The sequence below is a fragment of the Vibrio sp. FF145 genome (assembly GCF_041439075.1).
Lineage (GTDB): Bacteria > Pseudomonadota > Gammaproteobacteria > Enterobacterales > Vibrionaceae > Vibrio > Vibrio tasmaniensis_A.
In genome coordinates this window covers 1-26,092 of record NZ_JBGONH010000065.1, presented here as the reverse complement: position 1 = coordinate 26,092, position 26,092 = coordinate 1, and the positions used below count along the sequence as shown (strand labels likewise).

The following is a 26,092-nucleotide window of genomic DNA, read 5'->3' as shown; positions in this document are numbered from 1 at the left end:
ATAAATACCCAGCAACTCGCTGCAAAAATCAGCTCGAAAGATCAACACGCCCTAGCTTTTTATTTTATTTTCCAGTGCTTAAACGGTGTCACAACGGCAGTGTAATTGCTGTGACACCGATTGAACTTCAGTCTAAGTAGACCAAAGCATTAGTCCGAATCCGAACCTAAGTCGTTGAGGTTTAATCTAGCCCCACCAAAGAATCACGAGTTAAGTCTTTGATTGTCTTGGCGCCAGTTAGAGTCATCGCAACGCGCATCTCTTTGTCGTAAAGGTCGAGTAGGTTCTCAACACCTGCTTGTCCTTGCGCTGCTAACGCGTAGACGAAAGAGCGACCAAGCAAGGTACAGTCTGCGCCCATCGCCATCATGCGAACTACATCTAAGCCAGTACGAATACCAGAGTCGACCAGAATCTTAGTGTCGCCTTTTACTGCGTCTGCAATTGCAGGCAGTGCTTTAGCACTTGATAGAACGCCATCAAGCTGACGACCGCCGTGGTTTGAAACTACGATACCGTCTGCACCAAATCTTACGGCGTCTTTTGCATCTTCTTCATCAAGAATGCCTTTGATGACCATCGGGCCGTCCCAGAAATCACGGATCCACTCTAGGTCTTTCCATGAAATCGACGGGTCGAAGTTGTCACCCAACCAACCGATGTAGTCTTCCAGTTTGGTTGGAGAACCTCGGTAAGTAGAGATATTGCCAAGATCGTGTGGTTTACCCAACAGACCAACATCAACCGCCCAACTAGGATGACGCATCGATTGGAATACACGACGAATTGCTGCATTTGGGCCGCTCATTCCTGAGTGCATGTCACGGTAGCGAGCGCCAGGTACAGGCATATCCACCGTGAAGACCAGTGTTGTCACGCCTGCCGCTTTGGCACGTTCCAATACGTTCTTCATGAAGCCGCGATCTTTTAGCACGTAAAGTTGGAACCACATTGGGCGCTCAATCTTAGGTGCGACTTCTTCAATCGGGCATACCGATACAGTCGACATGGTAAAAGGGATGCCTTTGTTGTCGGCGGCCTTTGCTGCTTGTACTTCACCACGTCGTGCGTACATGCCTGTTAGGCCAACTGGAGCCAGCGCGATTGGCATTGCGAGTTTTTCGCCAAACAACTCGGTTTCCAAATTTAGGTCCGACATGTCATTAAGTACACGCTGCTTGAGCGCGATCTCTGCCAGATCGGCCGTGTTGCGGCGTAGGGTATGTTCTCCGTAAGAACCGCCGTCAATGTAGTGGAAAAGAAACGGTGGCAATTTCGATTTTGCTGCGGCGCGGTAATCAGTCGATGCGGATATGATCATAATTTCAGTCCTAAATTCTTGGGATGTTGCCCTTCTATGAGAGCTTGGTTTGGGCTGCTTTAATTCTTGAAAAGTAAGTGTTTATTCTTTCTTAAACGGTGAAACAAGTAATCTTTGAAGCAAATAACCAGTGAAGCAATAAAATGGCGTTAATACCCGAGGGTGTTGATGTGTTTTAGTATCCATTCCGAAACTCATCAACTGTCTTATTAGACGGTGTTGCAGTCGGGGAATTGAGTATTAACGCCAAGTGCTTTTGTTACGACTTATGGTTTACATAAGTGCGTCTGTCATTTTGAAGCCGTAGATAACCACTAGGCCGATGATCCCTGTCATCACCAAGTAGTAGAACGTTGGGATGATTGTCTTACGTAGCGTTGCACCTTCACGTCCTAGTAAACCTACCGTTGCCGATGCCGCTACTACGTTGTGAATCGCAATCATGTTACCTGCTGCTGCACCAACCGCTTGCAGAGCGACAACCACCGCACTAGAGATAGTCAGAGTTTGTGCCACTTCAAACTGGAATTGGCTGAACATCATGTTTGAAACTGTGTTCGAACCTGCAATGAAGGCACCTAACGCGCCAACCGTTGCACTCAGTGCTGGGAATGCGCCGCCAACTAGGTCAGCTGCAAAATTGGCCGTTGTTACTGGCATACTTGCTAAATCAGCGCCGTTCACGCCAGAGTTAATGAAGATACGAACCATTGGGATGGTGAACATCAACACAAAGCCTGCGCCAATCAGAGTCTTGCTCGATTCACCGAAGGCTTTAGCCAGTGGAGCTGCGCTGCGTGATTGCATTAGAACAGCAACCAGTGCGACGAAGACTAAGATGCCGCCCGGTAGATACAGAGGCTGAATCGCTGTGCTTACGCCGGTCTCGCCCAGGATGTTGCTGAACGAAAGGCTAACGCTCTTAAGCAGGCCTTTGAATTCAGGGCTCACACGGCTAGCAACTAGAGTGACAGCGAGCAGCACGTAAGGTGCCCATGCCATCGCCATGCTCATTTTCTTATGACCTTGCTTACTGTTTGAATGAGTGTCATCTAGATCGATTTTCAAAGAACCTAGCCATTCTGCTGGCCACTTGTCTTCGCTCTCGAAATCCCATTTTGATTTTGGTACGAGGAAGCCACGTTTTGCTGCAGTAACCACAATTGCTAGGCCAACCAAACCACCAATCAGTGATGGGAATTCTGCGCCAAGGAAGACACCTGTAAGCGCGTAAGGAATAGTGAAAGCAGCACCTGCGAACAGTGCGAATGGCAGGATATCTAGGCCTTCAGTCCAGCTTTTGTTTTTACCGAAGAAGCGAGTCAGCATCATCGCCATCAATACAGGCATCATCACACCAACAGAAGCGTGAATCAGCGCAACGCTTGACGTGATTTGTTGTAGGTAAGCATCCCATGTTGAGCCATGAGCAATCAGGCTTTCACCGATGTTGTGCGTATCCAAACCTTTGTTTACGCCAACAATGATAGGTGTACCGACTGCGCCGAACGATACCGGCGTAGATTGAATCATCATGCCCATCAGTACCGCAGCTAACGCTGGGAAGCCAATTGCAACCAATAATGGAGCGGCGATAGCAGCGGGTGTGCCGAAGCCAGACGCCCCTTCAATGAATGAACCAAAACACCAAGCAATGATGATCGCTTGTACACGACGGTCTGCTGATATGTCAGTAAATCCGTTGCGGATGGTGGTGATAGCTCCGGTGTGTTTCAAAGTGTTTAATAAGAAGATGGCGCCAAACACAATCCAGAGAACCGACACGGTAATGCCGAAGCCTTGGAATACTGAAGCCAGCACGCGAGTGCTAGACATATCCCATGCGAATAGGGCGATAGCAACGGTTAATGCAAATGCCACTGGCATCGCTTTTTTTGCAGGCCAGTTAAGGCCAACCAGCAGAATCGCTGCAACAACTATTGGCGAAAATGCCAATAAAGCTAGTAGAGTTTCACTCATGGGTACTTCCTCGTACTTGTTTTCAAACGTTCATGTTTGAAGTGAATAACACGTCATTAGTTTTGTAGGTGTAATCTGAATCTCATGGATTCAATTGTTGTAATTAGAGTCGCTTTATTTGTAACCGATGTGATTGCAAAAGCTGTTTTTGTAATTGTTTTGTTAATTTGGCGTGAATTTACCCCTTTATTTTTTATTGATATAGGGAAATAATGAAAATAATTAATTCCAAAATTGGCATAATCAAATGCGAGCAGACGATTTGATCCTGTTTTCACAGGTAGTAGAGCTGGGTAGTTTTAGTAAGGTGGCAGAACAAAATAACCTTACAAATTCGGTAGTTAGTAAGAGAATTGCGCGTTTGGAAGAAGAGATTGGCGTGCAGCTATTATATCGAACCACGCGTAAATTGACCCTGACTGAGGCGGGTAAGGCAATGTTACACGGAGCTAAAAATGTGAAGCAGGCGGCTCAAGAGGCTATGGACGCAGTTTCAGGCTTTGGTGAAAATGTCAGTGGTCATATCAAAATGTCAGTGCCTACTATCTCCGGAGATTTGATTCTCGCAGACGCTGTTGCCGAGTTTTGTAATATGCACCCAGGTTTAACGGTCGATATGTCTCTTAACAATCGATTTGTTGATTTGGTTGAGGATGGTTTGGACTTGGTTATTCGTACCGGTTACTTGGAAGACTCAAGCCTTATTGCTCGTCATATATTGGATTCACAGTGGGTGGTGTGTGCCTCGCCGTCTTATATCGCTAAGAACGGTAAGCCGATGCAGCCCAAGGATTTGGTTGAGCACAATTGCTTGCAATACGCTTATCAAACGACAGGCGCCAGTGAATGGCAGTTTTTACACAGTAAGGATGGCTGTACCGACAACGATAAATACATCGTGCGCGTCTCTGGCTCTTTCTCTACCGATAACGCGACGGCATTAAGAAAGGCCGCTTTGGGCGGTCATGGTGTGGCGTACGTGCCACGTTGTCTGGTGTATCACGATATTCGAAACGGCCAGCTGGTGGACATCTTCCCTGACTTAGTGGGTAAAAAGCTGGGTATTTATGCGGTGTACCCGTTCACTCGCCAGCCACCGAACAAGATTAAGTTATTGATTGAACACATCAGAACGCGTTATCTGACGATTTCACATTATTTTTAATAAGGATCACGATGAGCTATTTAAAAGAGTATCAATATCCAGTCACCAACAAACAGATCGTCAGCGATGACTACTTTGGTCAGATAATCGAAGACCCATATCGCTGGTTAGAAGATGACAGATGTGACGAAACCGCGCAGTGGGTGGCGAGCCAAAATGAAGTCACGTTCGATTACCTTGCTCAAATCCCATATCGCGCAGAACTGCGAGAGCGATTAGCGAAAGCGCAAGACTACAAAAAGAGCTCACAGCCGTTTGTGCGAGGTGATTACACCTATTTCTATAAGAATGATGGACTGCAGAATCACAGCATTCTTTATCGTCAAAAAGAAGGTCTGCAGGTTGAAGTGTTCCTAGATCCGAATACCTTCTCGGAAGATGGCACCACATCACTGAGTTCGGTGTCGTTTTCTAAAGACTACAGTTTAGTAGCGTACAGTATTTCCGAGGGCGGAAGCGACTGGCGTAAGATCTTTGTGATTGATACTGAGACTAAGCAGCAGCTTGAAGTCGAAATTACAGACGCCAAATTTACCGGCATTTCTTGGTTGGGTAATCGTGGCTTTTATTACTCTAGCTACGACAAACCAGACGGCAGCCAGCTTTCTGCACGTACCGAACAGCACAAACTTTACTTCCATGAGTTGGGTACCGAGCAAGCTAGCGACAAAGTGATTTTTGGTGAGAACAACACCGAGCAGCACCGCTATGTGTCGGGTTACACCACCGAAGACGACCGTTACTTGATTATTCTAGGGCGAGAGTCGACATCGGGTAACAGACTGTTCTATATCGATTTAAATTCACCAGTACAACAGCTGAATACGTTGATTGATCATGTGGACAGCGATACTTACCTCATTGATAACCAAGACGAAGTCTTCATCTTATACACCAACCTCGATGCGCCAAACGGCAAGGTGGTGAGCTTTGATACTCGCGATGGGAAATGGCTCGAAATCATCCCTGAAAAGCCACAGCCATTGGATATCAGCACGGGTGGTGGCTACTTGTTTGCTCACTACATGGTGGATGTGGTGTCTAAGGTTGAGCAGTTGGATTACCAAGGTAACCTAGTTCGTGACATTCATTTGCCTGGGCTGGGAACGGCCAGTGGCTTAGGTGGAAAAAATGAGCAAACTCAGCTTTATTACACCTTTACCAACTATGTAACGCCGCCAACGATTTTCTCTTTTGATGTTGAATCTGGAAGCTCTGAAATCTACCAACGCTCTGAGTCTCCGTTTGAGTCGGATCAATTTGAGTCTAAACAAGTCTTCTATACCTCGAAGGATGGCACTCAGGTTCCGATGCTTATCTCTTATAAGAAGGGATTAGTGTTAGATGGCAATAACCCAACCATGTTGTACGCCTATGGTGGCTTTAACGTTAGCCTAACGCCTTCTTTCTCGGGGACGGTTGGCAGTTGGCTAGAATTGGGTGGCGTATATGCGGTGCCAAACTTGCGTGGCGGTGGTGAGTATGGTAAGGCGTGGCACAAAGCCGGAACTCAGCAGAAAAAGCAGAATGTCTTTGACGACTTCATTGCTGCTGCCGAGTTCTTAATTGAAGAAAACTATACCAGTAGCGATAAGTTGGCGATTCGCGGCGGTTCTAACGGAGGCTTGCTGGTAGGCGCTTGTATGACACAAAGGCCAGAGCTGTTCCAAGTGGCTCTGCCTGCGGTTGGGGTGTTGGACATGTTGCGTTACCACACATTCACGTCTGGCGAAGGTTGGGCGTACGACTATGGCACATCCGCGCAAAACAAAGAGATGTTCGAATATCTGCTTGGTTATTCTCCGGTTCATAATGTGGTGCGCGGCACGGATTATCCAGCAACTCTGGTGACGACTGCCGATCACGATGACCGCGTGGTACCTGCTCACTCTTATAAGTTCATATCAGAGCTGCAAGATAAGCATGAAGGCGGTGCGCCCGTGATGATTCGTATCGATGTTAATGCGGGCCATGGTGCTGGAATGCCGTTGAGTAAAGCGATCGATCTCACTGCTGATATCTACGCATTTACCCTGTTCAATATGGGAATAGAGTCCCTAGATTCAATCTAGAAAATACTTAATTTTAGATAACTGGGTATTTGACTCAATCCAAAAAGCCTCAAAATCTGCCTTAGATCTTGAGGCTTTTCATATTTACGAAAACCAATCAAAATTTCACCATATTTTCCTCGCTCCACCACACTCTTTTCCGTGATAGACCCCGCCATTACTGATGAAATGAAAGCGATTTCAAGCTGTATTGTTACGGATTTTTACGTCTATCTATCTGATTATAAATAAATAACCATTTCTGGTGATAACTCTAAAAGTTTCATGGTATTTAGGCTGGTTTATCAGTGTGAACAGCAACCAACTTTTCAACGCTTTCATTGCTTAATATTTCCCTGTTCGATGAAAACTCAAAAAAATAATAGGGAATTACAATGCAAAAATTTAAGCTTTTGCCAATAACGGTCGCAGTGGCGGCTTCGCTTGCTTCACTCTCTTCTTTTGCTGCTGATACTAATATCGAAGCACTAGAAAAACGAATTCAAGAGTTAGAATCTAAGGTTGTTGATATTGATTATGTTAACGATCAACAACCCGCGGTTTTAACTGCAGAAACTAAGGTGCCAGATGACATCGTCTTCTCTGGTTATGCTCGTTACGGCGCTCACTACAAGAGCGGTGATGAGCGTTACGTAGACATCGGTACAACAGGTCGTTCTGTCGGTCGTTTAGGTAACGAAGCCAATGGTGGTGAGGTTCAGCTAGCTAAGCTTTTCGAAGCTGACAATGGTGCGATTTGGGACGTCGTATTCATGGCAGACCACTGGGAAGCAGACGCTTGGGCTGACGATGGCGGCCTAAGTATGAAAAAAATGTACGCTGGTGTAACTAATGTATTTGAAAGCCAACCAGAACTTTACATGTGGGCTGGTCGCGACTTCCATCAACGTCCGCAACAAGGTTTGAATGATTACTTCTGGATGACACACGATGGTCAAGGCGCTGGCTTTAACAACCTAGATTTCGGTGGCGCTAAGCTGGATATGGGCTTTGTTGGCCAAGTGAAAGGCGGCCTCGTAAATGACAATGGTCGATACGCAATTACTTCTAAACTTCATTCAATTAACGCGGGTATCGGTCAACTAGACTTGTATGCGAACTACGGTTTTGCTTCAGATGAAGCGGATACAGCGAGCTCAACTAAATATGTGATCGACCAAAAAACAGGTCAAACGAAAAAAGTGGTAACAGCTGGTACTAAAGTGAGCGATGAAACGGCATACCTAGTGGGTGCAACTCTTGGTTTAGGAGATTCCAACAAGTTAGTCGTTAAGTATGGTGATGGTGCAGATTCATCGGTATTTGAGTTGAAAGGCGACTATAAAACTTTTTACGCAAGCATTGAAGGTAACTACGCAGCATCGGATAAATTCATCATTGATTACCTAGTGTCGTATAAAGATAACTCTGGTGCAGACTTAGCTCGCGATAACACTGAGTATGCAGGTATCGTTCGTCCACAGTACCAATGGGATGACGTTCATTCTACATGGTTAGAAGCTGGTTACGGCATGGTTGATTACGATGACGACGGCGAAGAAAACGCGTGGAAGGTAACTCTATCTCAAAACGTTTCTCTCGGTGGCTTACCTTGGAGTCGTCCAATGCTTCGCTTTTACACAACCGTGGGTGATGTCGAAACTAAAGGCAACACTGTGAACACAACCAATGTTGATACATTGTCGTTCGGCGCAATGTTTGAAGCTTGGTGGTAATCACAAGCTAGAAAGAGTAGCTCTTTGAACTAGGCATATTTTCAAAGAGCGATGCTTTAAAATATCCATGCTTATTAAGAGTATACGTTGAAATACCTATGCTTTTAAAGAGTAAGTAATACTGTCCATTTAGCCCTAAAGGCAGATTGATTAGGGCACGTTTCAATTAACTCCATTCTTGGGCACATTTTATGTGCCCTTTTTTTCGTCTTGAATACCTGTTCTATCATTTGGTATTGCCTCTTCACTTATTCTCCACATCGTCTTCAATACCCCGTTTCATATTAATTTATTTCACACACGTTGATTTCCCCTTGTTAATTGTAATGGCTAAGTCGCATCGTAGCCCTTGCATATCAATAGGCTAGATAGGAGGAATACTAGACATCAATTGTATTGGATACGCCGATAGTTATGTTGAAACCCCTTCACTGAACCATAACTTTTAACAAAACTGACTAACTATGGATTCATGATCTCATGAAATAGTTTCATGGCGTGAAGCGAATCTGTAAGCGCTTTCATGATTTCCACAACTGGCCTTTTCACCTCCAACTTTAGTGTGATGACACTCACTTCAACCAAGACGCCTTTCTTTAATAATCGTTTTGTAAGCGGTTACAAGCTAATGAAGTATCGAGGTTCGAGTGGCGACAATTAAACACGTATCAGAACATGCAGGTGTGTCTCAGGCGACAGTGTCTAGAGTTATTAATGGCACTAGCAGAGTGAGTCATGACAAGAAGTTAAAGGTTGAAAAAGCGATCAAAGAATTGGGTTATCGCCCGAACTCTATCGCTCAAGCTTTGGCTTCAAGTCGTACCGGAAGTGTTGGTGTAGTTGTTCCAGAACTGGGCGGTTCTTTCTATTCAGGCATCTTGCATTGCATAGAAGAAAACCTACGCCGCTTTGGTTACCACGCTGTGGTTACAGCGGGTTCGAACACCGAGCAAGGGCAGCGAGAGTCGGTGGAGTTTCTGTTGGGGCGTCGTGTTGATGCTTTGATTCTTCATACTCAACTGCTCAGTGATGATTATTTAATTGAATTGGAAGAACAGGGGACCCCTGTGGTTTTAATTAACCGCTTCATCCCAGAAATGGCGATGAGTTGCATTGATATTGATAACGAAGTCGGGGGGCTACTCGCTACTCAATATCTTTTGCAAAAGGGACATACAGATATCGCGTGTATTACCGGGCCTTTAGATAAAGCAGACGCTAGGGGGCGTTTGCAGGGGTATCGAAAGGCCTTGGAAGAAGCGGGTGTGCCATACGATGAAGCATTAGTCTCGGAAGCGGGCTTTACTGAAGAGACGGGCATCAGCGCTATGAAAAAGCTGATGAATCGTAAGTGTCATTTCACAGCAGTATTTGCTTCGAATGACCACATGGCATTTGGCGCCTTCGAGGTGTTGCATCAAGAGGGGCTGTCTGTTCCGAAAGATGTATCACTGGTGGGCTTCGATAACACCATCTTCGCGCGCTATCTGACCCCTAGTTTGACCACCATTAATTTCCCTATTGAAGAGATGAGCGTTGAAGCAGTACAGCTCACTCTACAGAAGCTAAAAAAAATAAAACATGACGTGAACTTTAAATTGCTGCCGACGTTGGTCACTAGAAACTCGGTATCGGATTTACCAGTTACCCTATAAAAATATTAAGGATAGAACATGAAATTTAAGACCTTAGCGCTTTCATGCGCGGTTGCTTTAGGATTAGGTACAACAGCTGCAAATGCAGCAGACAAAGAAATTCGTTTCGACGGTTTCCCTGATTTCGATAGCAGCCTGAAGGTATTACTGCCTGATTTCGAAAAGGAAACGGGTATCAAAGTTGATTACCTTATGAACAACCACGGTGACCACCACACGAAACTGACAACGAACCTTGCAACAGGTTCTGGTGCGGGTGATGTGATTGTTGTCGACGTTGAGAAAATTGGTCCATTCGTGGGTTCTGGCGGCCTAGTTAACTTGTCTGAAAACTACGGTGCAGATAAGTACGAAGAACGATTCGCACCTTACGCATGGGCACAGGGCAAAGGCGCTGATGGCGATATGTACGGCATCCCTGTTGACCTTGGTCCTGGCGTTATGTACTACCGCACTGACGTGTTCGAAAAAGCAGGTATTAATGTAGAAGACGCAATCAAAGATTGGGACTCATACATCGCTGCTGGTGAAAAACTGAAAGAGCAAAACGTACAACTTATCGCTTCGGCAGCCGACGTGGCACAAGCGATTATCTTCACGACGGTTCCTGAAGGTGAAGGTCTGTACTTTGATAAAGATGGCAACCCAGTTGTGACATCAGAGCGTTTTGTTCACGCTTTTGAAGTCGCAAAAGAGATTCGCGACAAAGGCTTAGACGGCCGCATTCTGGCTTGGTCTAACGAATGGTACGAAGGCTTTCGCAACGGCACATTTGCAACTCAACTTTCTGGCGCTTGGCTTCTTGGTCACCTAAATAACTGGATTGCTCCTGAAACTAAAGGTAAGTGGGCAGTAGAAAACCTACCTGATGGCATCTACGGAAGCTGGGGTGGTTCATTCCTTTCTATTCCAACTCAATCAGAAAACCCAGATGAAGCTTGGGCGCTTATTGAATACATGACGACGGATCGTGAAGTACAGCTTAAACACTTCGAAACGATTGCTGCTTTCCCTGCGAACATCACCACGTATGACGATGAGCTTTTCCAAGAAGAGATGGAATTCCTAGGTGGGCAAAAAGCTCGTCTACTGTTTGCTGAAGTGGCACAGAACATCAAACCCGTCTCTCCAGCACAAGGCGACCACGTTGCACGTTCTATTATCTTAGAGAACGCATTGATGGAAGTACTTGATGAAGGCAAAGACATCAAGACTGCGCTTAAAGAGGCAGAGCGTCTAATCAAGCGTCGCACGCGTAATCTTTAATTTGTTTTTACTTTAAGTAAGTGAGGAAGCGTGGATAACGCGCTTCCTTTTTAAGAGGTCGTTACTATGAATCATACAGCGAGCACAACGATAGAACCTGCGGACAAAAGCCTTTTTTCTCGTCTAAATTTGAAAGCGCTTACACCGTATGGATTTCTTCTGCCGTTTCTGATCATTTTTTCTGTATTTGGGATCTTCCCGCTGTTGTTCTCTGTTTATCTTTCGTTCCATGAATGGAACCCTGTGAAGGGCATGGATGCGATGGAGTTTGTGGGTTTTGAGAACTATCACATTGCTTTAACTGACCCATGGTTATGGCGTTCATTGAAGAACACGCTTTGGCTAGCGATCACTTCAGGCGTGGCTCAGCACTTAGTCGCTATTCCAGTGGCTTACATGTTGGTTTCAATGGGTGACCGTATGCGTCACTGGCTAACATCGGCGTACTTTCTACCGTTCATTACATCAACGGTCGCAGCGTCACTGATTTTCTTCAATATGTACTCTCCTAACTCAGGAATTATTAACCAAACGCTAATGGCTCTGGCCGATAGCACGCTGTTTGGTTGGGCATTCGCTTGGGTTAACGATTTCCAACCAATCCGTTGGTTAGACGATGCCACTATGGTGAAGCCGTCTATCGCAATCATGGTTTTCTGGAAATACACCGGTTTTAACATCGTCCTTTACACCACGGGTTTAATGACGATTCCTAAAGACATCTTAGAAGCTGCACGTATGGATGGTGCCAATGCCTTCCGCCGCTTCTGGAACATTTCACTACCAATGATTCGTCCATTCATCTTCTTTGCTATCACGATGACCATCATCGGTAACCTGCAAATGTTTGAAGAACCGTTCGTCCTAACGCGTGGTACAGGTGGTACTGGCCAATCTGGTTTAACTATCTCGATGTACCTCTACAAAGTGGGTTGGGAATGGCTAGAAATGGGTACAGCATCTGCTATCTCGTGGTTACTGTTTGCACTCATCGCGACTTGTACATTGGTTCAATTTTTACTCTTCGGTAAGAAAGGCTTAGGGGAACATTAAGATGTCGACATCAATTAAGACAAATACCTCACCACTAAGTGGACTGATACCAAGCGAGCGCAGCATGTTCATTCTGACTAAGATCTTGATGGTCATGCTAGGTATCTTACTGGTTGTTTCAGCGCTAATTACAGTCTTTCCATTTGTATGGTCGGCACTGCTATCAACGCGTGACCGTTCTGAAATTTTCGGCACGGGCATTAGCTTTGCGATTGGCGATAGCCTGGCGATTAACTACGCCAAATTGCTTGAAATCATGCCGTTTTGGAAAGCGATGTTTAACTCGATTTACGTGGCTTTCTTAGGCACCACCATCTCGCTGCTGTTTTGTAGCATGGGTGGCTACGCATTTGCTGTGTTTAAGTTCCGCGGTAAGAACGTGTTGTTCGGCATGCTGGTTGGCTCAATGGCGATTCCGCCGGTGCTTAGCTTGATCCCTTACTTCATGATCGTGAAATTCTTAGGCTTGTTGGATAACCACATGGCGGTATGGCTACCGTTCACCACCACACCATTTGGTATCTTCTTGATGCGTCAGCACGTGATTGCATCGATTCCAAAAGAGCTACTTGAAGCGGCGAAATTGGATGGTGCAGGTGAGTTCAGAACGTACTGGAGCGTGGTACTGCCACTGATGAAACCAGCACTGGCAACACTGGCTATCGTTCAGTTCGTTTTCTTCTGGAACATGTTTATGCAGCCTCTCGTGGTGCTTAACAACCCAGATAACTATGTTATTACGCAAGCACTTCGAAGTGTTCAAGGTATTCCGAATACGCCATGGGGCGCGGTAATGCTAGGTACCACAATTTCTATTTTACCGCTCGTGATTACTTACTTGTTCGCATCGAAACAGATGATCAGTGGTTTAACGTCCGGCGCAGTCAAAGGTTAGGTTTAAGGGTTATAACAATGAATAAATATCAACTTCCAAGTGATTCAAAGTTACGCAGTAAGGAATTTGTATTCGGTGTCGCGACATCTTCATACCAAATTGAAGGCGGCGTTGAAGAGGGCGGTCGTACACCGTCTATCTGGGACACTTTCTGTAAGACGCCGGGCAAGGTCGATAATGGCGACAGTGGTGATGTGGCGTGTGACCACTACCACTTATGGCAACAAGATATCGAGATGATTCAAGGCTTAGGCGTTGATGCTTACCGTCTCTCTATTGCATGGCCGCGCATCCTTCCACAAGACGGTGTTGTGAACCAACAAGGTTTAGAGTTTTACGGTCAGATCATCGATGAGTGTCATGCTCGTGGTATGAAGGTATATGTGACGCTTTATCACTGGGATCTTCCGCAATACCTTGAAGATAAAGGTGGCTGGCTAAACCGTGAAACGTCTTACAAATTCGCAGAATACGCAGAAGTGGTGAGTAAGTACTTTGGCGATAACATTGACGTATACACCACGCTCAATGAACCGTTTGTGTCTGCATTCCTAGGCTACCGTTGGGGCGAACATGCACCAGGTATCAAGGGTGAAAAAGAAGGCTACCTAGCATCTCACCACCTAATGCTGGCACACGGTTTGGCTATGCCGATCCTTCGTAACAATGCACCTCATGCTAAGCATGGTGTGGTATTCAACGCGACGCCAGCTTACCCGCTGACTCCACAAGACCAAGCGGCAGCAGACTACTGCGAAGCGGAAAATTATCACTGGTTCATCGACCCAGTATTGAAAGGCGAGTACCCGCAGTTAGTGGTTGAGCGCCAAGCGATGAACATGCCGATGATCCTTGAAGGTGACTTAGACATCATCAGTGCTCCGGTTGATTATATCGGCATCAACTACTACACACGCAATGTCGCTCGCTTCAATGAGAATGGCGACATTGAATCAGTAAAACAGACGGACGCTGAACACACTTACATTGGCTGGGAAATTAACCCACAAGGTCTAACCGATTTATTGGTAAGACTGGATGCGCGTTACGAAAACATGCCGCCTATCTACATCACAGAGAACGGTGCAGCGGGCAACGACGAACGTGTAAACGGACAAGTGATGGACGACCAACGAGTTCGTTATTTCCAAGGTCACATCGAAGCGGTTCACAACGCGGTTGAAGCGGGTGTGAAAGTCGATGGTTACTTCGCTTGGAGCCTGATGGATAACTTTGAGTGGGCATTCGGCTACTGCCAGCGTTTTGGCATTGTCCATGTTGACTACACCACCCAAGAAAGAACATTGAAACAGAGCGCAATTGCGTACCGAAACATGCTGCTAGAGCGCGCTGAGGAGAACAGATAATGGCTAAAGTAGAATTTAAGAACATCAAAAAATCATTCGGTGATGTTGAAGTCGTCAAAGAGTTTGATTTTACGGTTGAAGACGGTGAGTTCGTGGTTTTCCTTGGCCCATCTGGCTGTGGTAAATCGACAACGCTACGCATGCTGGCTGGCCTTGAAAGCATCAGCTCGGGTGACATCGTGGTTGGCGGCAAGTTGATGAATAAAGTCGACGCTAAAGACCGTGACTTGGCGATGGTATTCCAAAGCTACGCACTGTACCCGCACATGACGGTATACGAGAACATCGCATTTGCGCTAAAACTGAAGGGTATGCCAAAAGCAGAAATCGACGTAGAAGTGCTAAAAGCGGCGAAAATGCTAGAGCTTGATCCGCTACTCAACCGTAAGCCAAAAGAGCTTTCTGGTGGTCAACGTCAACGTGTGGCAATGGGCCGTGCAATGGTTCGTACTCCTAAGGTTTTCTTGTTTGATGAGCCGTTATCTAACCTAGATGCAAAACTTCGTGGCGTGATGCGTGAAGAGATCAAACATCTACACCGTGAACTAAAAACCACCACGATCTACGTAACCCACGATCAGATCGAAGCGATGACATTGGCGGATCGCATCGTGATCCTAAAAGACGGTTATGTTGCTCAAGTTGGTACACCAACCGAGGTGTTCCAGCGTCCTGCAAACAAGTTTGTCGCGCAATTCATTGGTAACCCATCAATGAACATGTTGGAAGCAAAACTGATTGAAAAAGAAGGCGAGTACTTCGTTGAAATTGGCGATGTTCATATCCCACTGCCTGAGCGCTTTAAGTCTCTGGCATCTAAAAACTTAGCGCTGCATTTTGGTGTTCGTCCAACAGACATTCACCTACGTGCCGAGCAAGTTGATCACGACCGCGTGCTGCCATTCCCTGTGAAAATCAAAGACAAGGAATTACTGGGCGCAAGCATTCTTCTGAAAACAGAAATTGGCGGTCAACCGCTGATGGTTGAAACCCAAGCGGCTGAAGTGGATGTAAAAGATCTGACGCTTTACTTGGATTTGGATGCATTCCACTTGTTCGATGCTCTAAGTGAGAACTCGCTAGCGAGCTAGCCAGTCCAATTTAAATCAGTCATTGAGCTGACACCAACCAACTTACGACAAATTGTTTTGGCTCCTCCTGAGTTGGGAGGGGCTAGGGATAGTGATGATGAAATTCGGATATTTTGACGATAAAAACAAAGAATACGTAGCAACTACACCGTGCACGCCGATCAAATGGTGTAACTATGTCGGCACATTAGATTTCGGTGGCATTGTCGATAGCAACGGCGGCGTACTACTGTGCAAAGGTGATCCTGCGCTCAACCGTATCACCAAGTACATTGCTCAACTGCCAAACTCAGATTTCAAAGGTTCGACAATGTACCTCAAGGTACGTGATGAAGCGGGCAACGTAGAAATATTCTCACCGTTCTACACACCCACTCTGAAGCCGTTGGATAAGTTTGAAAACCACACCGGTTTGTCTTACACCACCATCATTGCAGAAGCCTTTGGTGTGCGTTGTGAAGCGACTTTCTTTGTACCAAAAGCTGACCAAGTACTGCTGCAAGACATCAAAGTCACCAACATTTCAGACAAAGCACTGCACGTTGATGTGGTGCCTGTGTACGAATTTACACACTTCGATGCGCTTAAACAGCTACTCAATGCGGACTGGGTTCCACAAACCATGACGCTAAAAGCACACCAGCAAGAGTCGGGTCATACCGTGCTTGAGCAGTATGCTTTCATGAAGCGTGACTACGCGGTGAACTTGATGACAGCGGATCGCCCTGCGACGTCTTTTGATGGTGATCGCCAATCGTTCCTAGGTAATTTGGGCTACGGTACATGGGCAGCGCCACAAGCACTAAACAATGATGAATTAGGCAATACTGAGTGTTTACGTGGCGACAACATTGGTGCACTTAACCTGCGCCTAGGTTGGTTATCTCCAGAGCAGACAGAACGTACGATTGTACAAATCGCGCAAGAACAGAGCCTAGAAGCAGCATTGCCTCTGCTGGCTAAATATCGTGACGATCAAGTGGTTGATTCAGCTTTCGCTGAACTGGCTGAACATTGGGATGGTTACCTACAAGCAGTTCAGGTTGAAACGCCAGATCCGGCAATGAACTCAATGCTTAATGTACATAACCCACGTCAGTGTCACACCACCAAAAACTGGTCTCGTTACCTGTCTCTGTACCAGCTTGGTTATGGTGCTCGTGGCATCGGTTTTCGTGATTCATCGCAAGATACTTTAGGCGTAATTACTCACATGCCAGAAGAGGCGCGCGAGTTCATTGAGCGTCTATTGTCTGTTCAGAACACTAACGGTTCTGCGATGCACCAGTTCTTCCCATCAACCATGGAAGCGAACGCGGGTGACTCTCGTGAAGAGGAAGATCGCCCTGATTACTACGGTGATGATCACCTGTGGATCATCTACGCGGTGACGCAATATGTGAAAGAAACGGGCAATGCAGACTTCTTGAATAAAGATATTCCGTTCTATCAAAAAGACAAAGCGGGCAACCCAGTCGAAACGGGAACGGTTTGGGAGCATCTGTGCCGCGCGATTGAATTTACCTACACCAATACTGGTGAGCACGGCCTACCGTTGTTAGGTTTTGCTGACTGGAACGACACGGTGAACCTGCCAACCGGTGCTGAGTCGATGATGGTGGCGAACATGTACGGCAAAGCATTGCTCGACATGTTGGACTTGTGTGAGCTGCGTGGTGAAGCGCAACTGACGGCTAAGTTTAAAGATCAGTACCAACAGATGCAGAGCACAGTCAATGAATGTGGCTGGGATGGCGAATGGTTTGTTCGTTACTTTGATGAGCAGGGTTTGCCGATTGGTTCTCACAAGAACGAGCAAGGGCAGATCTACACCAACGGTCAAAGCTGGCCTGTAATCTCTGGTTTCGCAACACAAGAACGTGCTACTCAAGCGCTAGATTCTGTTTACAACAAGCTGAATACAGCGAATGGCATTAAGCTTTCAACTCCTGGTTACAACGGCTTTGATCCGCAGCTAGGTGGTGTTTCAACTTACCCACCAGGTGCAAAAGAGAACGGTGGTATCTTCTTGCATTCCAACCCTTGGGTGATGATCGCAGAAGCGAAAATGGGCAACGGTGAGCGTGCTTATGAGTACTACCGTCAAATCAACCCAGCTTCTAAGAACGACGACATCGATACCTTCGAATCTGAGCCTTACTGCTACCCACAAAACATTTTGGGTGATGAACATAAGCAGTTTGGTTTAGGCCGAAATGCATGGCTTTCAGGTACTTCATCTTGGACATACGTTGCGGGTACGCAATGGATTCTGGGTGTTCGCCCTGAAGTGGATGGCTTGCTGGTGGACCCATGTATTCCGGCTGAGTGGCCTGAGTTCAAAGTACGTCGTCAGTTCCGTGGTGCGACTTATCATATTCATGTCACTAACCCGAATAACGTGTGTAAAGGTGTGGTTGAAATGAAGGTAAATGGTGACCTGATTTCAGGTAATAAAGCGCCAGTATTTACCTCTGGTGAGCACACCATCGAGGTGATTTTAGGTTAACAAAGAGAAGGGCGCTTAATGCGCCCTTTATTGCTTTTTGGTTTCTCTTTAGTGTCGCTTTATTTTGGTTGCATCACTGTGGTTGATAGCTGGCGTGGCATCGCCAAGTAAAGGTCTGAGATTGGTTCGGGCTAAGCGTCAATAAGCCTATCTGGTTATTGAATGCATCAGCTGGGCAAGTCATTGGTTCTATTGCAATACTTTGTTCGCTCGTCGGTGTGTAAAGCTGAACGAATGGGTAGCTTGCATCTTGTTGATAGCGAATAGCGGCAGACGAATCTGAGCGTGTAAACGCAAGTTGGTTGGTTGTCTTGGAATCAAATTCAAAGCAGTGATTTAAGCTTTGATTGGCGAGTGAATCACCCAAAGACAAACAGTCAAAAGCCAGTTTTTCACCATTGGGTAGGTCGTTTTCGTGGATGACCTCAGAGCAAGGCGACATAGCGAGTCCACATTGTGCTAGCGCAGTGCCGAGTGAGAAATAAGGGTGCCAAGCATCACCGAATGGGAATGCAGAATCACCAAGATTAGAGACGGTCGTTGAGGAAGTGAGTTTACCCGTGATATCGATAGTGAAGGTGACTTCAAGGTTGAACGCAAACGGGAAAGCAGGATGCAAAGATGACGTTTGATATTGCAACGTCACACTGGCGGATTCTTCAGTGGCTACGCTGTTTGTAATTGAAAAAGGTTGGTTGTAGAGCAGGCCATGTACGGCGTGATCAGACCAAGGAAAGTTAGCTGGGAGTTGATAGTTTTGGTTATCGAAACTGTAACGACCTAAGTTTAAACGGTTTGGAAAAGGGAATAATTTAGCACTGCGGGAAAAGAACGGATGTTGGTTGATCAGTTCATCATAATTCTGATAGCCACAAATAAAAGAGAATGGACTGTTATTTACGGTATATTTATTAATAACAGCACCAAATCCATTGATTATTTGAAGTTCTATACCATGTTGGTGGTTTATTAATGTGACAGAGTCAATATTTCCAAATTTTTCATTTATAATTTTAAACATGTTGATGTCTCCATTTTAAAAAGATATTAACAAGAAGAAAAAAATATTCAATGGCGGTTTTAAAATGAATAATAAAATTCCATATACGAGCTACTCAGGAAATTCGGAACACTTATGTAAAAAAGGTGATGCAGTTGAATTTATTCAACCTTGGTACACACCAATTTCGACCACACCAGAAAATACTGGTATGGCGGTGGGCGGAATTGGTAACACATTTACACTGACGCCAAACGGAAAAACACCCAATTTCAGCTTTATTCCGGGAATATTTGTTGATTGTTCAGAGCAAGTTATTAATTTTAATGATTTTTACGCGTCGGTGATGAATGTGCCGACCATCGATACGCTGCAAGTCATTGATGAGCAAGAGCTGAGCGTACACCTGAACTTTTATCCTGCCTTGTTCGATGGCAAGAAGATCGAAAGCAAAAACATATCGTATGCGATTAACCTGATTCGAGCAGCATTAAAAAATGGTCGCTTCTACCAAGAAAATAAAGCTAACTTTACAAAGTGGAACGTTGAATTTTCAAATAAGACTCAATTATTGATTGAAGAAGATTCAGATTCAACAATTTGTCAATTATATGTCGCCTTAGATTTCTTTAATGGTTTGTTAACAAATGATACAACGAAGTTATTATCGCTTACCGCGGGTGATAATAATCACATAGATAGTGTTAATGGCAGAGATATAGAATATAAAGCTTTGTATCCATTAGCTGAATATAAATATAATAGCTTCGAAGATATTAATATAAAGCGTAAGGTAGTATCTCCGATCGTTAAAGAGAACAAACGCCTTTGTTCATTACCGATGCACTGGAATCACTTCGAATTAACCAATAATTCATCGCAAACGCGCGTGATTACGCTTGCTCAACCGCTACAAAACTTGATTGGTTCAACCTATCAAAAAGGTCGCGATGGCATTCAAGATTCGGCGTGTACCTTATCTCAAAATCCGATCGCTCAGCAGCATGAAGTGGTTAACTTAAAAAGCGAAAGTCACAGTTTTACGGGTGTTCAGCTGTCGAGCCAATCGCCTTATCAGAGCGATATTGAAGGCGAAGTGGTGTTTGGTGTTCAAGTGGATAACCATTTGGCGGAATCTGGCAAGGTCTCGATTTCTGTGAAGCCAACGCTTTACACCTCTAAGAGTGCTCAGCAAACAGAGTTCGCACTGAAAACAGGCCGCACAAACACTGAGTTCCAAACTGGTATCTACACAGGGCGTGAAGCTCTGAGCGCATTGGTGGTGGTTCAGGTTGAATTGGAAGCGGGTGAGTCTGTTGATCTGCGTTTTGCACAGGTGATGGCGCACAGCAAAGTCATGCTTAATGGCTGGTATTCAGATAAGGCTTACACGCAGTTTTACCCGCAAGCAAAGCCGGCTCTGTCGATGTTAGAAGACGTATTACCAGAGCTAGAAGTGATTGAGCAACAGATCGTGAAGCAACAAACGGCTTTCCTCGAACAAGCTCAAAGCAAGATATCGCAGCCAGAATCGGCATTGCGTTATGCGACGATGGCAATGAACTCATTGTCCTTCCTAGCCGAATCAACGGTATGGGATAAAGAAGATAAATTCTTGGTGAAAGAGTGTGTCGACTACCCATTCTTTAACTCTCTGGATGTGTATTTCTACGGCTCATTCTCGCTGCTTTATATGCTGCCTGAGCTTGATGGCTGCGTGATGAAAGAGTTCTCGAAAGCCATTTTGGCCGAAGACTTCACTCAGCGCCGATACTGGGAATACGAAGCGACGCCTAATGCCGAATTGATTGATGAAAAGTACCAAGGTGTGCGTGCCATTCGAGGTGCGGTAATCCACGATTTGGGTAGCCCATTCGACATTCAGCCCGATGCTTACAGTTGGCACAATGTGAAAGAGTGGAAGGACTTAGCGCCGAAATACATTCTGATGGTGTACCGCCATTACCAAAACACCCAAGATCTCTCTGTGGTTAATGAGTGCTGGCAAGCGGTAACTGAAAGCATCGATTTCTTATCGAATTTGATCGCTGAGGGTGATGATTTGCCGCTAACCCGTGGAACAGACGATACCTTTGATAACCTAGCGTCTCATGGCATCTCAATTTATTGTGCGAGCCTTTGGGTTGCTGGCTTGCAAGCGGCGAGTGAACTTGCACAATTGATGGGTGAAAGCGAGCGAGCTAAAGGTTACTTAACGCGTTCTAAAAAGGCGTTAGCCACGGTTGAGCAAAGCTTGTGGGATGACAAAGAGGGTTACTACCACTTCTTCGTGACGCCAGTTCAAGCCAAGCATTTAACAGGTGAAGGCTATCAAGCTCTGGAAACTTTAGGACTTTCATTGACTGGCGATGCGATTGCTGACAAGAACACGCTCAATACCTATCTCAATGAAACGGATACTTCCATCAGCATCAGTAAGGTATCTCAAAGAGTTTCTAAGAAACGCTTGCTGAGTGAGACGGCGCCACAAGCCTTTACTCAAGAATACTTAGATTTAGTGCCAGATTCTGACAACAGTTTTGGTGATGCCTTGTTGGCCGACAGCTACCTAAAGCTCATCGGCTTAGACGGTATTTTCCCGCAAGAGAACATCCAACGCGCACTAGACTATGTTTATAAGCATAACTTCGAAATTAACAGCCCTAAGCTTGGGGTTGCGAATATGACGTTGGCCGATGGTTCGCCGCATGAGGCATTTCAGGCTCAAGATGTGTGGATTGGTGTGCAGTTTAGTGTCGCAACGGCGTTGAGTCTGGCAGGTAAAAACCAGCAAGCAGAAACATTGATGGATACCGTGTATACCGCACTCTATGACTATTCAAAAATTCCATTTGCAGCGCCAGAAGGGTTCAACTGCTCTGTGTCTGTCAATGAGAAAGATCTTATGGAAGCCTTTAAGTTGACGCAAAATGATGCGAAAAACTGGCTAAGTGTACTTAAATGTCAAAACTGTGTGCTGTCTGACGGTCGTATCAATCCAACATTGACGAAAGATACTGACAATTTTGTTAAAATGGTGGGCGGTGAAATTCCGTTAGAAAAGCTGGCAGGCTTACATAAATGGCTACTGAGTACTGGCTTGAAATATACGGCTGGTCGTTACTTCAGACCGGGGATGATCTTCGCCTATTTGTATTAACTTAATGATACGAGTTTTAACGAAAGCAGTGGTATGCAGGTAGAAACTGATGGGGAGCTTTTGGGCTCCCCAAATGTCACTTGATTAGGGATTAGGGATTCGAGATGCGCACTAAAACAAAAAAAACAACAGTATACGATGTAGCGAGACTCGCTGGTGTTTCCCCAAGCACGGTTTCTCGTTTTCTTAATCGAACCACTTATGTGTCGGATGATAAAAGCCAGAACATCGAGCAAGCGATTAAAGACACTGGCTACAAACCTAATTTTCAAATGCAAGAAAACACCAACCGACGTTCACTCACCATTGGTGTATTGGTGCAACACCCTGACAGCCCTTATACCAGTCGTATTCTCAACGACATGGAGAAAACTCTGATCGCTCAAGGCTATTCGTTAGTGATCGCGACAGGGCATTGGCAGAAAAAGTTAGAAATGCACGCGTTGGAGTATCTCGCAAAAAGTAACGTGGATGGCATGATCATCGTAACAGGAAGCATTACTCAAGAAGAGATTGCTAAGTATGCACAAGATATCCCTATCGTGATGGTTGGCTACGATTTTGTTGAGAATAATGTCCGCTCCATCAATATCGACAACGTGTTGGGTGGCTATATGGCAACCCTACATTTACTGCAACAAGGACATGTGAATATTGCTCACATCAAGGGGTTATCAAGCCAGCCTGATGCAGGAAATCGCTTTGAAGGCTATAAGAAAGCCCTTCAAGAGGCGGGCATTAAAGTGATGCCAAAACTCGTTAAACAGGGTGATTTCAGTAGTGAGTCTGGCTACGAGAAAACGGTAGAGTTGATTGAATCTAAGGTTCACTTCTCCGCTCTATTCGCAGCCAATGATCAAACGGCTTACGGGGCGATTAAGGCGCTGTCTGACCACGGTTATAAAGTGCCTGAAGATGTTTCAGTGATTGGCTTTGATGACTTGCCGACGTCTAAGTATTTCACGCCAGCGTTAACGACTTTGAGACAGCCTATTGAAGAGATTGGTGAGGTGTGTGCTCAATCGATTTTGAATCTGTTATCTGGCGAGCGGCATGAAGCTCGATTGCCACCCATTGATTTAATCGTTAGAGAGTCGACCAAATCATTGTATCGTTAATTTCAAGACAAGCCTCAAGGTGGTACGCCCGTGATGATTCGTATTGATGTCAGTGCGAACCGTGGTGCAGGAATACCGCTGAGTAAAGCTATCGCTCTCGCTGCTGATATTTACGCGCTCACATTGTTTAACATGGGGATTGAATTACGAGCTAACTTAGCTGTGAGATAATTAAAATAAACCTAACTCTGAACTAGTCGATCAGTTTGTAGTGCACCAATATTGAGGTGTTACGTGTGCTTACGTTTGTAGAGCTATAAATACTGTAATATCCAACCAAGTTAAACGTCACTACTTAGCCTTCATCCTAGACGGCTTTATTATAGGTTTTCGAATGAAACAATTAACTCTAGCTCTCATTTTGTCCTTTTTATCGTCAGTCAGTTACAGTCAGGATTCTGAGTTTTATCCTGAATACTATTCCCAAGAAGTTATATCAAATGATCACTTAACTTTTGTCCTTAACTTTGATTTGGACTTTAAGTATGACAAAGAACGCTACATTGAAGCCGCTAACAAATGGCTAGGCATAATCAAAAAGGTTGATGGAAAAGATCAGCACACAATTAACATTGAAATTATTGTGTCAGATGATGTGGAAGAGTACGGCTTAGCGGCAGTAGAAGAGTATGAAGACAATATCCCCTCATTAGGCATTATCTGGATTAGCTCAGACCTCCATGAGCCTGATTTTGATCCCAAAAGCTATAAGCCAACTATTTTGCATGAATTTGCGCATATTCTTGGCGTTGGAACTTCAAGTGACGGGTTTATAGACGATTCAAAAGAGATTGCCGGTAAAGGTTTTTGTATGGAAACCAGCAAAGCAGTTACTGCCTATAATGAAGCTTATAATAGAGATTATGAATGCTTGCCATTTTCCGACGGCGGTCATTTATACGATTACATCAATGGGACTGACGACAAACGCGGTAAGGATTCTAAAGGCCGAACTATTCCGCCAATGCCTAAAGAGTTAATGGCTAATGGTGATGACTTGGGACCGGTGACGTTGTCAATTATTGATGATCTGGGCTTTGAACTTTACGATTGACTCTACTACGCCCTTAACTGGGCGTTTTTTAATCCCCAAAGTTAATTCAATCACTACTTATCGAAAAATTCGGATTTGTTCTCAGCCTTTATGTTCAGCTAGTTCTGATAATTTACAATAAAGATTGATTGGTTTTTCATCATCTCAAGTAATACGGGGCATGTAAGCTAAATCACTTTTGCCCCCTTCTTTGTTTTGACTGGCTCAACACATACTTCATCAAAGCCTCATCTGACTTACTTTTTCTAATCTAACTATGTGACCAAATTTACTAACCCACTAAAACTCACTGAACGAAGGACACCGTGCAACCAAGTATATTTTCTATACATACGATAACAGTGATAGTTTTTCATTAAACTTTAACTGGTTACGCATACATGACTTGCAACTTGGCACATTAATTTACGCTATCTAGAAAATTTTTGTATTTTATTGCAGAATCATTCTGCCTAGTATTGCTGTTATACATTTGGGAGGTAAAGTTGAGCTATTCATTTGATATTAAAAATTCAAAAGATCTATTTCACGAATTTTCTCGCTTAGCAGGAGAATATCGTAAAGAACCACTATCTTCTGGCTCTGCGGTAATCTGTGCAATTTTTTCATGGCACGTAGTAGAGTGGATCTATCGAGAATATCCTTCATTAATTGCTGCATATCCAAAGGAACGAGATTTTAAAAATTTCATGAAAAGCTCCTGCCCTGCTCTTAGCTACATGCAAGATATTGCCAATGGCAGTAAGCATCGTGGCATTACAATGTATAAACCTGTAGTTACAAAGACAGAACGACATCAAGGTGCATTTTCTTCAGCTTTCTCTAAAGACTTTGATGTATCTAGTTTAAAAATTGAGCTTGATAGTGGTGATAGTGGTGATATTGTGTACTTTGATGAAGAAGTAGATAAAGTAGAAGCTTACATTAAACTGTTTTTCTCTAGCACGTTGAAAGAAAATGTATAACGATAAATTTAAGAGTGAATCGAGTAAAGCCTTACAGGCTGTATCAGCATTCGTTATGTTAATAACCTCTCTATATTTTGGTTACGAAAGTAAACCTACGGAAATGGGATTAACCATTGTGGCTGGCTTCTTAGGGCTTGTGTTTGCAAATCTAGAAAAATTTCAGAGCTTCAAAGCAGGTGGAGTTGAAGCTCAGCTAAAAGTAGATCAATTCGAAGCTATATTGGAAAAAGAAACAGAAGCACCAACTGAAGAAGTAGATGAAGCAGAGGCACAGGTGCCCAACGTAGATCTAGTGCCTGAAAATACTAAAAGTGTCCTGAGCGCATTACAAAACCACGAATATACATGGCGCTATGTTTCAGGCTTATCTAAAGAGACCAACCTCTCTCGGAATCAAGTCAAAGAATCGCTCTTATGGCTTTCTGAGCATGGATACGCAAGGAAATCGCTTGGTAAAAGCGGGGAGATTTGGGCATCTACTCAAGAAGGGCGCTATTTGTTTGCGATCATTCGCTTTAGTGATGTACCAACTGCGTAACAATCGTTTAAGGTTTCAAGATACTTATTCTAATCTATCTAGAGCACGTTAGAACTTAAATTCTAACGTGTTTCTGTCCAAAAACGAGTTAGCGCTCTGCTGTAGTGACCTGTGATCACCAAGCGATTCTGTCGTACCTTAATTACCAAGCGACTTTGTCATTAC

General features: G+C 44.8%; 19 protein-coding genes. 16 read left to right on the top strand and 3 right to left on the bottom strand.

The window, feature by feature from the left end:
• Positions 1 to 181 precede the first annotated feature (181 nt).
• Together lldD and ACED42_RS19320 are read right to left on the bottom strand one after the other, a co-directional pair.
• The gene (gene lldD, locus ACED42_RS19325) at positions 182 to 1,321 is read right to left on the bottom strand and encodes an FMN-dependent L-lactate dehydrogenase LldD (protein WP_371703807.1); all 1,140 of its coding nucleotides are present in this window, start codon (positions 1,319 to 1,321) and stop codon (positions 182 to 184) included.
• Between the two features lie 273 nt (positions 1,322 to 1,594).
• The gene (locus ACED42_RS19320; protein WP_371703805.1) at positions 1,595 to 3,301 is read right to left on the bottom strand and encodes an L-lactate permease; all 1,707 of its coding nucleotides are present in this window, start codon (positions 3,299 to 3,301) and stop codon (positions 1,595 to 1,597) included.
• Positions 3,302 to 3,548: 247 nt separating this feature from the next.
• Here ACED42_RS19320 and ACED42_RS19315 point away from each other — a divergent pair, with 247 nt between their 5' ends.
• From ACED42_RS19315 to ACED42_RS19270, 10 genes are all read left to right on the top strand, one after another.
• Positions 3,549 to 4,466, top strand: a complete 918-nt coding sequence (locus ACED42_RS19315; RefSeq protein ID WP_009846145.1) for a LysR family transcriptional regulator — start codon at positions 3,549 to 3,551, stop codon at positions 4,464 to 4,466.
• A gap of 11 nt (positions 4,467 to 4,477) precedes the next feature.
• A complete protein-coding gene (locus tag ACED42_RS19310) occupies positions 4,478 to 6,538 on the top strand; it encodes a prolyl oligopeptidase family protein (protein WP_371703803.1) in 2,061 nt (686 codons plus the stop codon).
• Between the two features lie 374 nt (positions 6,539 to 6,912).
• Positions 6,913 to 8,253 (top strand): carbohydrate porin, encoded by a 1,341-nt coding sequence (locus tag ACED42_RS19305; protein ID WP_371703801.1) that lies wholly within the window; start codon positions 6,913 to 6,915, stop codon positions 8,251 to 8,253.
• A gap of 647 nt (positions 8,254 to 8,900) precedes the next feature.
• A complete protein-coding gene (locus ACED42_RS19300; protein ID WP_017097774.1) occupies positions 8,901 to 9,908 on the top strand; it encodes a LacI family DNA-binding transcriptional regulator in 1,008 nt (335 codons plus the stop codon).
• An 18-nt stretch (positions 9,909 to 9,926) separates the two neighbouring features.
• Positions 9,927 to 11,174, top strand: coding sequence for an ABC transporter substrate-binding protein (locus ACED42_RS19295; RefSeq protein WP_009846151.1), 1,248 nt, complete (start codon positions 9,927 to 9,929; stop codon positions 11,172 to 11,174).
• Between the two features lie 66 nt (positions 11,175 to 11,240).
• Positions 11,241 to 12,227: a carbohydrate ABC transporter permease gene (locus ACED42_RS19290; RefSeq protein WP_371703799.1), complete on the top strand. Its 987-nt coding sequence runs from the start codon at positions 11,241 to 11,243 to the stop codon at positions 12,225 to 12,227.
• Between the two features lies 1 nt (position 12,228).
• Entirely contained in the window at positions 12,229 to 13,122 is an 894-nt protein-coding gene (locus ACED42_RS19285; RefSeq protein WP_009846153.1) for a carbohydrate ABC transporter permease, read from the top strand.
• A gap of 17 nt (positions 13,123 to 13,139) precedes the next feature.
• Positions 13,140 to 14,489, top strand: coding sequence for a GH1 family beta-glucosidase (locus ACED42_RS19280; RefSeq protein WP_065105129.1), 1,350 nt, complete (start codon positions 13,140 to 13,142; stop codon positions 14,487 to 14,489).
• Complete coding sequence (locus ACED42_RS19275; RefSeq protein WP_009846155.1) at positions 14,489 to 15,580, top strand: ABC transporter ATP-binding protein; 1,092 nt, start codon at positions 14,489 to 14,491, stop codon at positions 15,578 to 15,580. The genes ACED42_RS19280 and ACED42_RS19275 overlap by 1 nt, the downstream gene beginning before the upstream one ends.
• Before the next feature lie 94 nt (positions 15,581 to 15,674).
• On the top strand, positions 15,675 to 18,089 hold the full coding sequence (locus ACED42_RS19270; RefSeq protein WP_371703795.1) for a GH36-type glycosyl hydrolase domain-containing protein: 2,415 nt from the start codon (positions 15,675 to 15,677) through the stop codon (positions 18,087 to 18,089).
• Between the two features lie 73 nt (positions 18,090 to 18,162).
• Here ACED42_RS19270 and ACED42_RS19265 read toward each other — a convergent pair whose 3' ends face one another.
• Positions 18,163 to 19,110 carry an aldose 1-epimerase gene (locus ACED42_RS19265; protein ID WP_371703793.1) on the bottom strand — a complete coding sequence of 316 codons (948 nt, stop codon included), beginning with the start codon at positions 19,108 to 19,110 and terminating at the stop codon, positions 18,163 to 18,165.
• 64 nt (positions 19,111 to 19,174) lie between these two features.
• Between ACED42_RS19265 and ACED42_RS19260 the strand changes: the two genes are divergently transcribed.
• From ACED42_RS19260 to ACED42_RS19235, 6 genes are all read left to right on the top strand, one after another.
• Complete coding sequence (locus tag ACED42_RS19260; RefSeq protein ID WP_371703791.1) at positions 19,175 to 22,249, top strand: GH116 family glycosyl hydrolase; 3,075 nt, start codon at positions 19,175 to 19,177, stop codon at positions 22,247 to 22,249.
• A gap of 104 nt (positions 22,250 to 22,353) precedes the next feature.
• On the top strand, positions 22,354 to 23,367 hold the full coding sequence (locus tag ACED42_RS19255) for a LacI family DNA-binding transcriptional regulator (RefSeq protein ID WP_029223920.1): 1,014 nt from the start codon (positions 22,354 to 22,356) through the stop codon (positions 23,365 to 23,367).
• Between the two features lie 30 nt (positions 23,368 to 23,397).
• Positions 23,398 to 23,538 (top strand): hypothetical protein, encoded by a 141-nt coding sequence (locus ACED42_RS19250; RefSeq protein ID WP_157939752.1) that lies wholly within the window; start codon positions 23,398 to 23,400, stop codon positions 23,536 to 23,538.
• A 163-nt stretch (positions 23,539 to 23,701) separates the two neighbouring features.
• Entirely contained in the window at positions 23,702 to 24,421 is a 720-nt protein-coding gene (locus tag ACED42_RS19245; RefSeq protein ID WP_017100888.1) for a hypothetical protein, read from the top strand.
• A 485-nt stretch (positions 24,422 to 24,906) separates the two neighbouring features.
• Positions 24,907 to 25,386, top strand: coding sequence for a hypothetical protein (locus tag ACED42_RS19240; protein WP_371703788.1), 480 nt, complete (start codon positions 24,907 to 24,909; stop codon positions 25,384 to 25,386).
• Positions 25,379 to 25,927 carry a hypothetical protein gene (locus tag ACED42_RS19235; RefSeq protein WP_017100886.1) on the top strand — a complete coding sequence of 183 codons (549 nt, stop codon included), beginning with the start codon at positions 25,379 to 25,381 and terminating at the stop codon, positions 25,925 to 25,927. Before ACED42_RS19240 ends, ACED42_RS19235 begins: the two co-directional genes overlap by 8 nt.
• The last annotated feature ends 165 nt before the right edge of the window (positions 25,928 to 26,092 follow it).

What these genes read in the sequence shown, in the direction of transcription:
- lldD (WP_371703807.1), bottom strand. Translation starts at nt 1,321, where the DNA reads ATGATCATATCCGCATCGACTGATTACCGCGCCGCAGCAAAATCGAAA.
- ACED42_RS19320 (WP_371703805.1), bottom strand. Translation starts at nt 3,301, where the DNA reads ATGAGTGAAACTCTACTAGCTTTATTGGCATTTTCGCCAATAGTTGTT.
- ACED42_RS19315 (WP_009846145.1), top strand. Translation starts at nt 3,549, where the DNA reads ATGCGAGCAGACGATTTGATCCTGTTTTCACAGGTAGTAGAGCTGGGT.
- ACED42_RS19310 (WP_371703803.1), top strand. Translation starts at nt 4,478, where the DNA reads ATGAGCTATTTAAAAGAGTATCAATATCCAGTCACCAACAAACAGATC.
- ACED42_RS19305 (WP_371703801.1), top strand. Translation starts at nt 6,913, where the DNA reads ATGCAAAAATTTAAGCTTTTGCCAATAACGGTCGCAGTGGCGGCTTCG.
- ACED42_RS19295 (WP_009846151.1), top strand. Translation starts at nt 9,927, where the DNA reads ATGAAATTTAAGACCTTAGCGCTTTCATGCGCGGTTGCTTTAGGATTA.
- ACED42_RS19290 (WP_371703799.1), top strand. Translation starts at nt 11,241, where the DNA reads ATGAATCATACAGCGAGCACAACGATAGAACCTGCGGACAAAAGCCTT.
- ACED42_RS19285 (WP_009846153.1), top strand. Translation starts at nt 12,229, where the DNA reads ATGTCGACATCAATTAAGACAAATACCTCACCACTAAGTGGACTGATA.
- ACED42_RS19280 (WP_065105129.1), top strand. Translation starts at nt 13,140, where the DNA reads ATGAATAAATATCAACTTCCAAGTGATTCAAAGTTACGCAGTAAGGAA.
- ACED42_RS19275 (WP_009846155.1), top strand. Translation starts at nt 14,489, where the DNA reads ATGGCTAAAGTAGAATTTAAGAACATCAAAAAATCATTCGGTGATGTT.
- ACED42_RS19270 (WP_371703795.1), top strand. Translation starts at nt 15,675, where the DNA reads ATGATGAAATTCGGATATTTTGACGATAAAAACAAAGAATACGTAGCA.
- ACED42_RS19265 (WP_371703793.1), bottom strand. Translation starts at nt 19,110, where the DNA reads ATGTTTAAAATTATAAATGAAAAATTTGGAAATATTGACTCTGTCACA.
- ACED42_RS19260 (WP_371703791.1), top strand. Translation starts at nt 19,175, where the DNA reads ATGAATAATAAAATTCCATATACGAGCTACTCAGGAAATTCGGAACAC.
- ACED42_RS19255 (WP_029223920.1), top strand. Translation starts at nt 22,354, where the DNA reads ATGCGCACTAAAACAAAAAAAACAACAGTATACGATGTAGCGAGACTC.
- ACED42_RS19245 (WP_017100888.1), top strand. Translation starts at nt 23,702, where the DNA reads ATGAAACAATTAACTCTAGCTCTCATTTTGTCCTTTTTATCGTCAGTC.
- ACED42_RS19235 (WP_017100886.1), top strand. Translation starts at nt 25,379, where the DNA reads ATGTATAACGATAAATTTAAGAGTGAATCGAGTAAAGCCTTACAGGCT.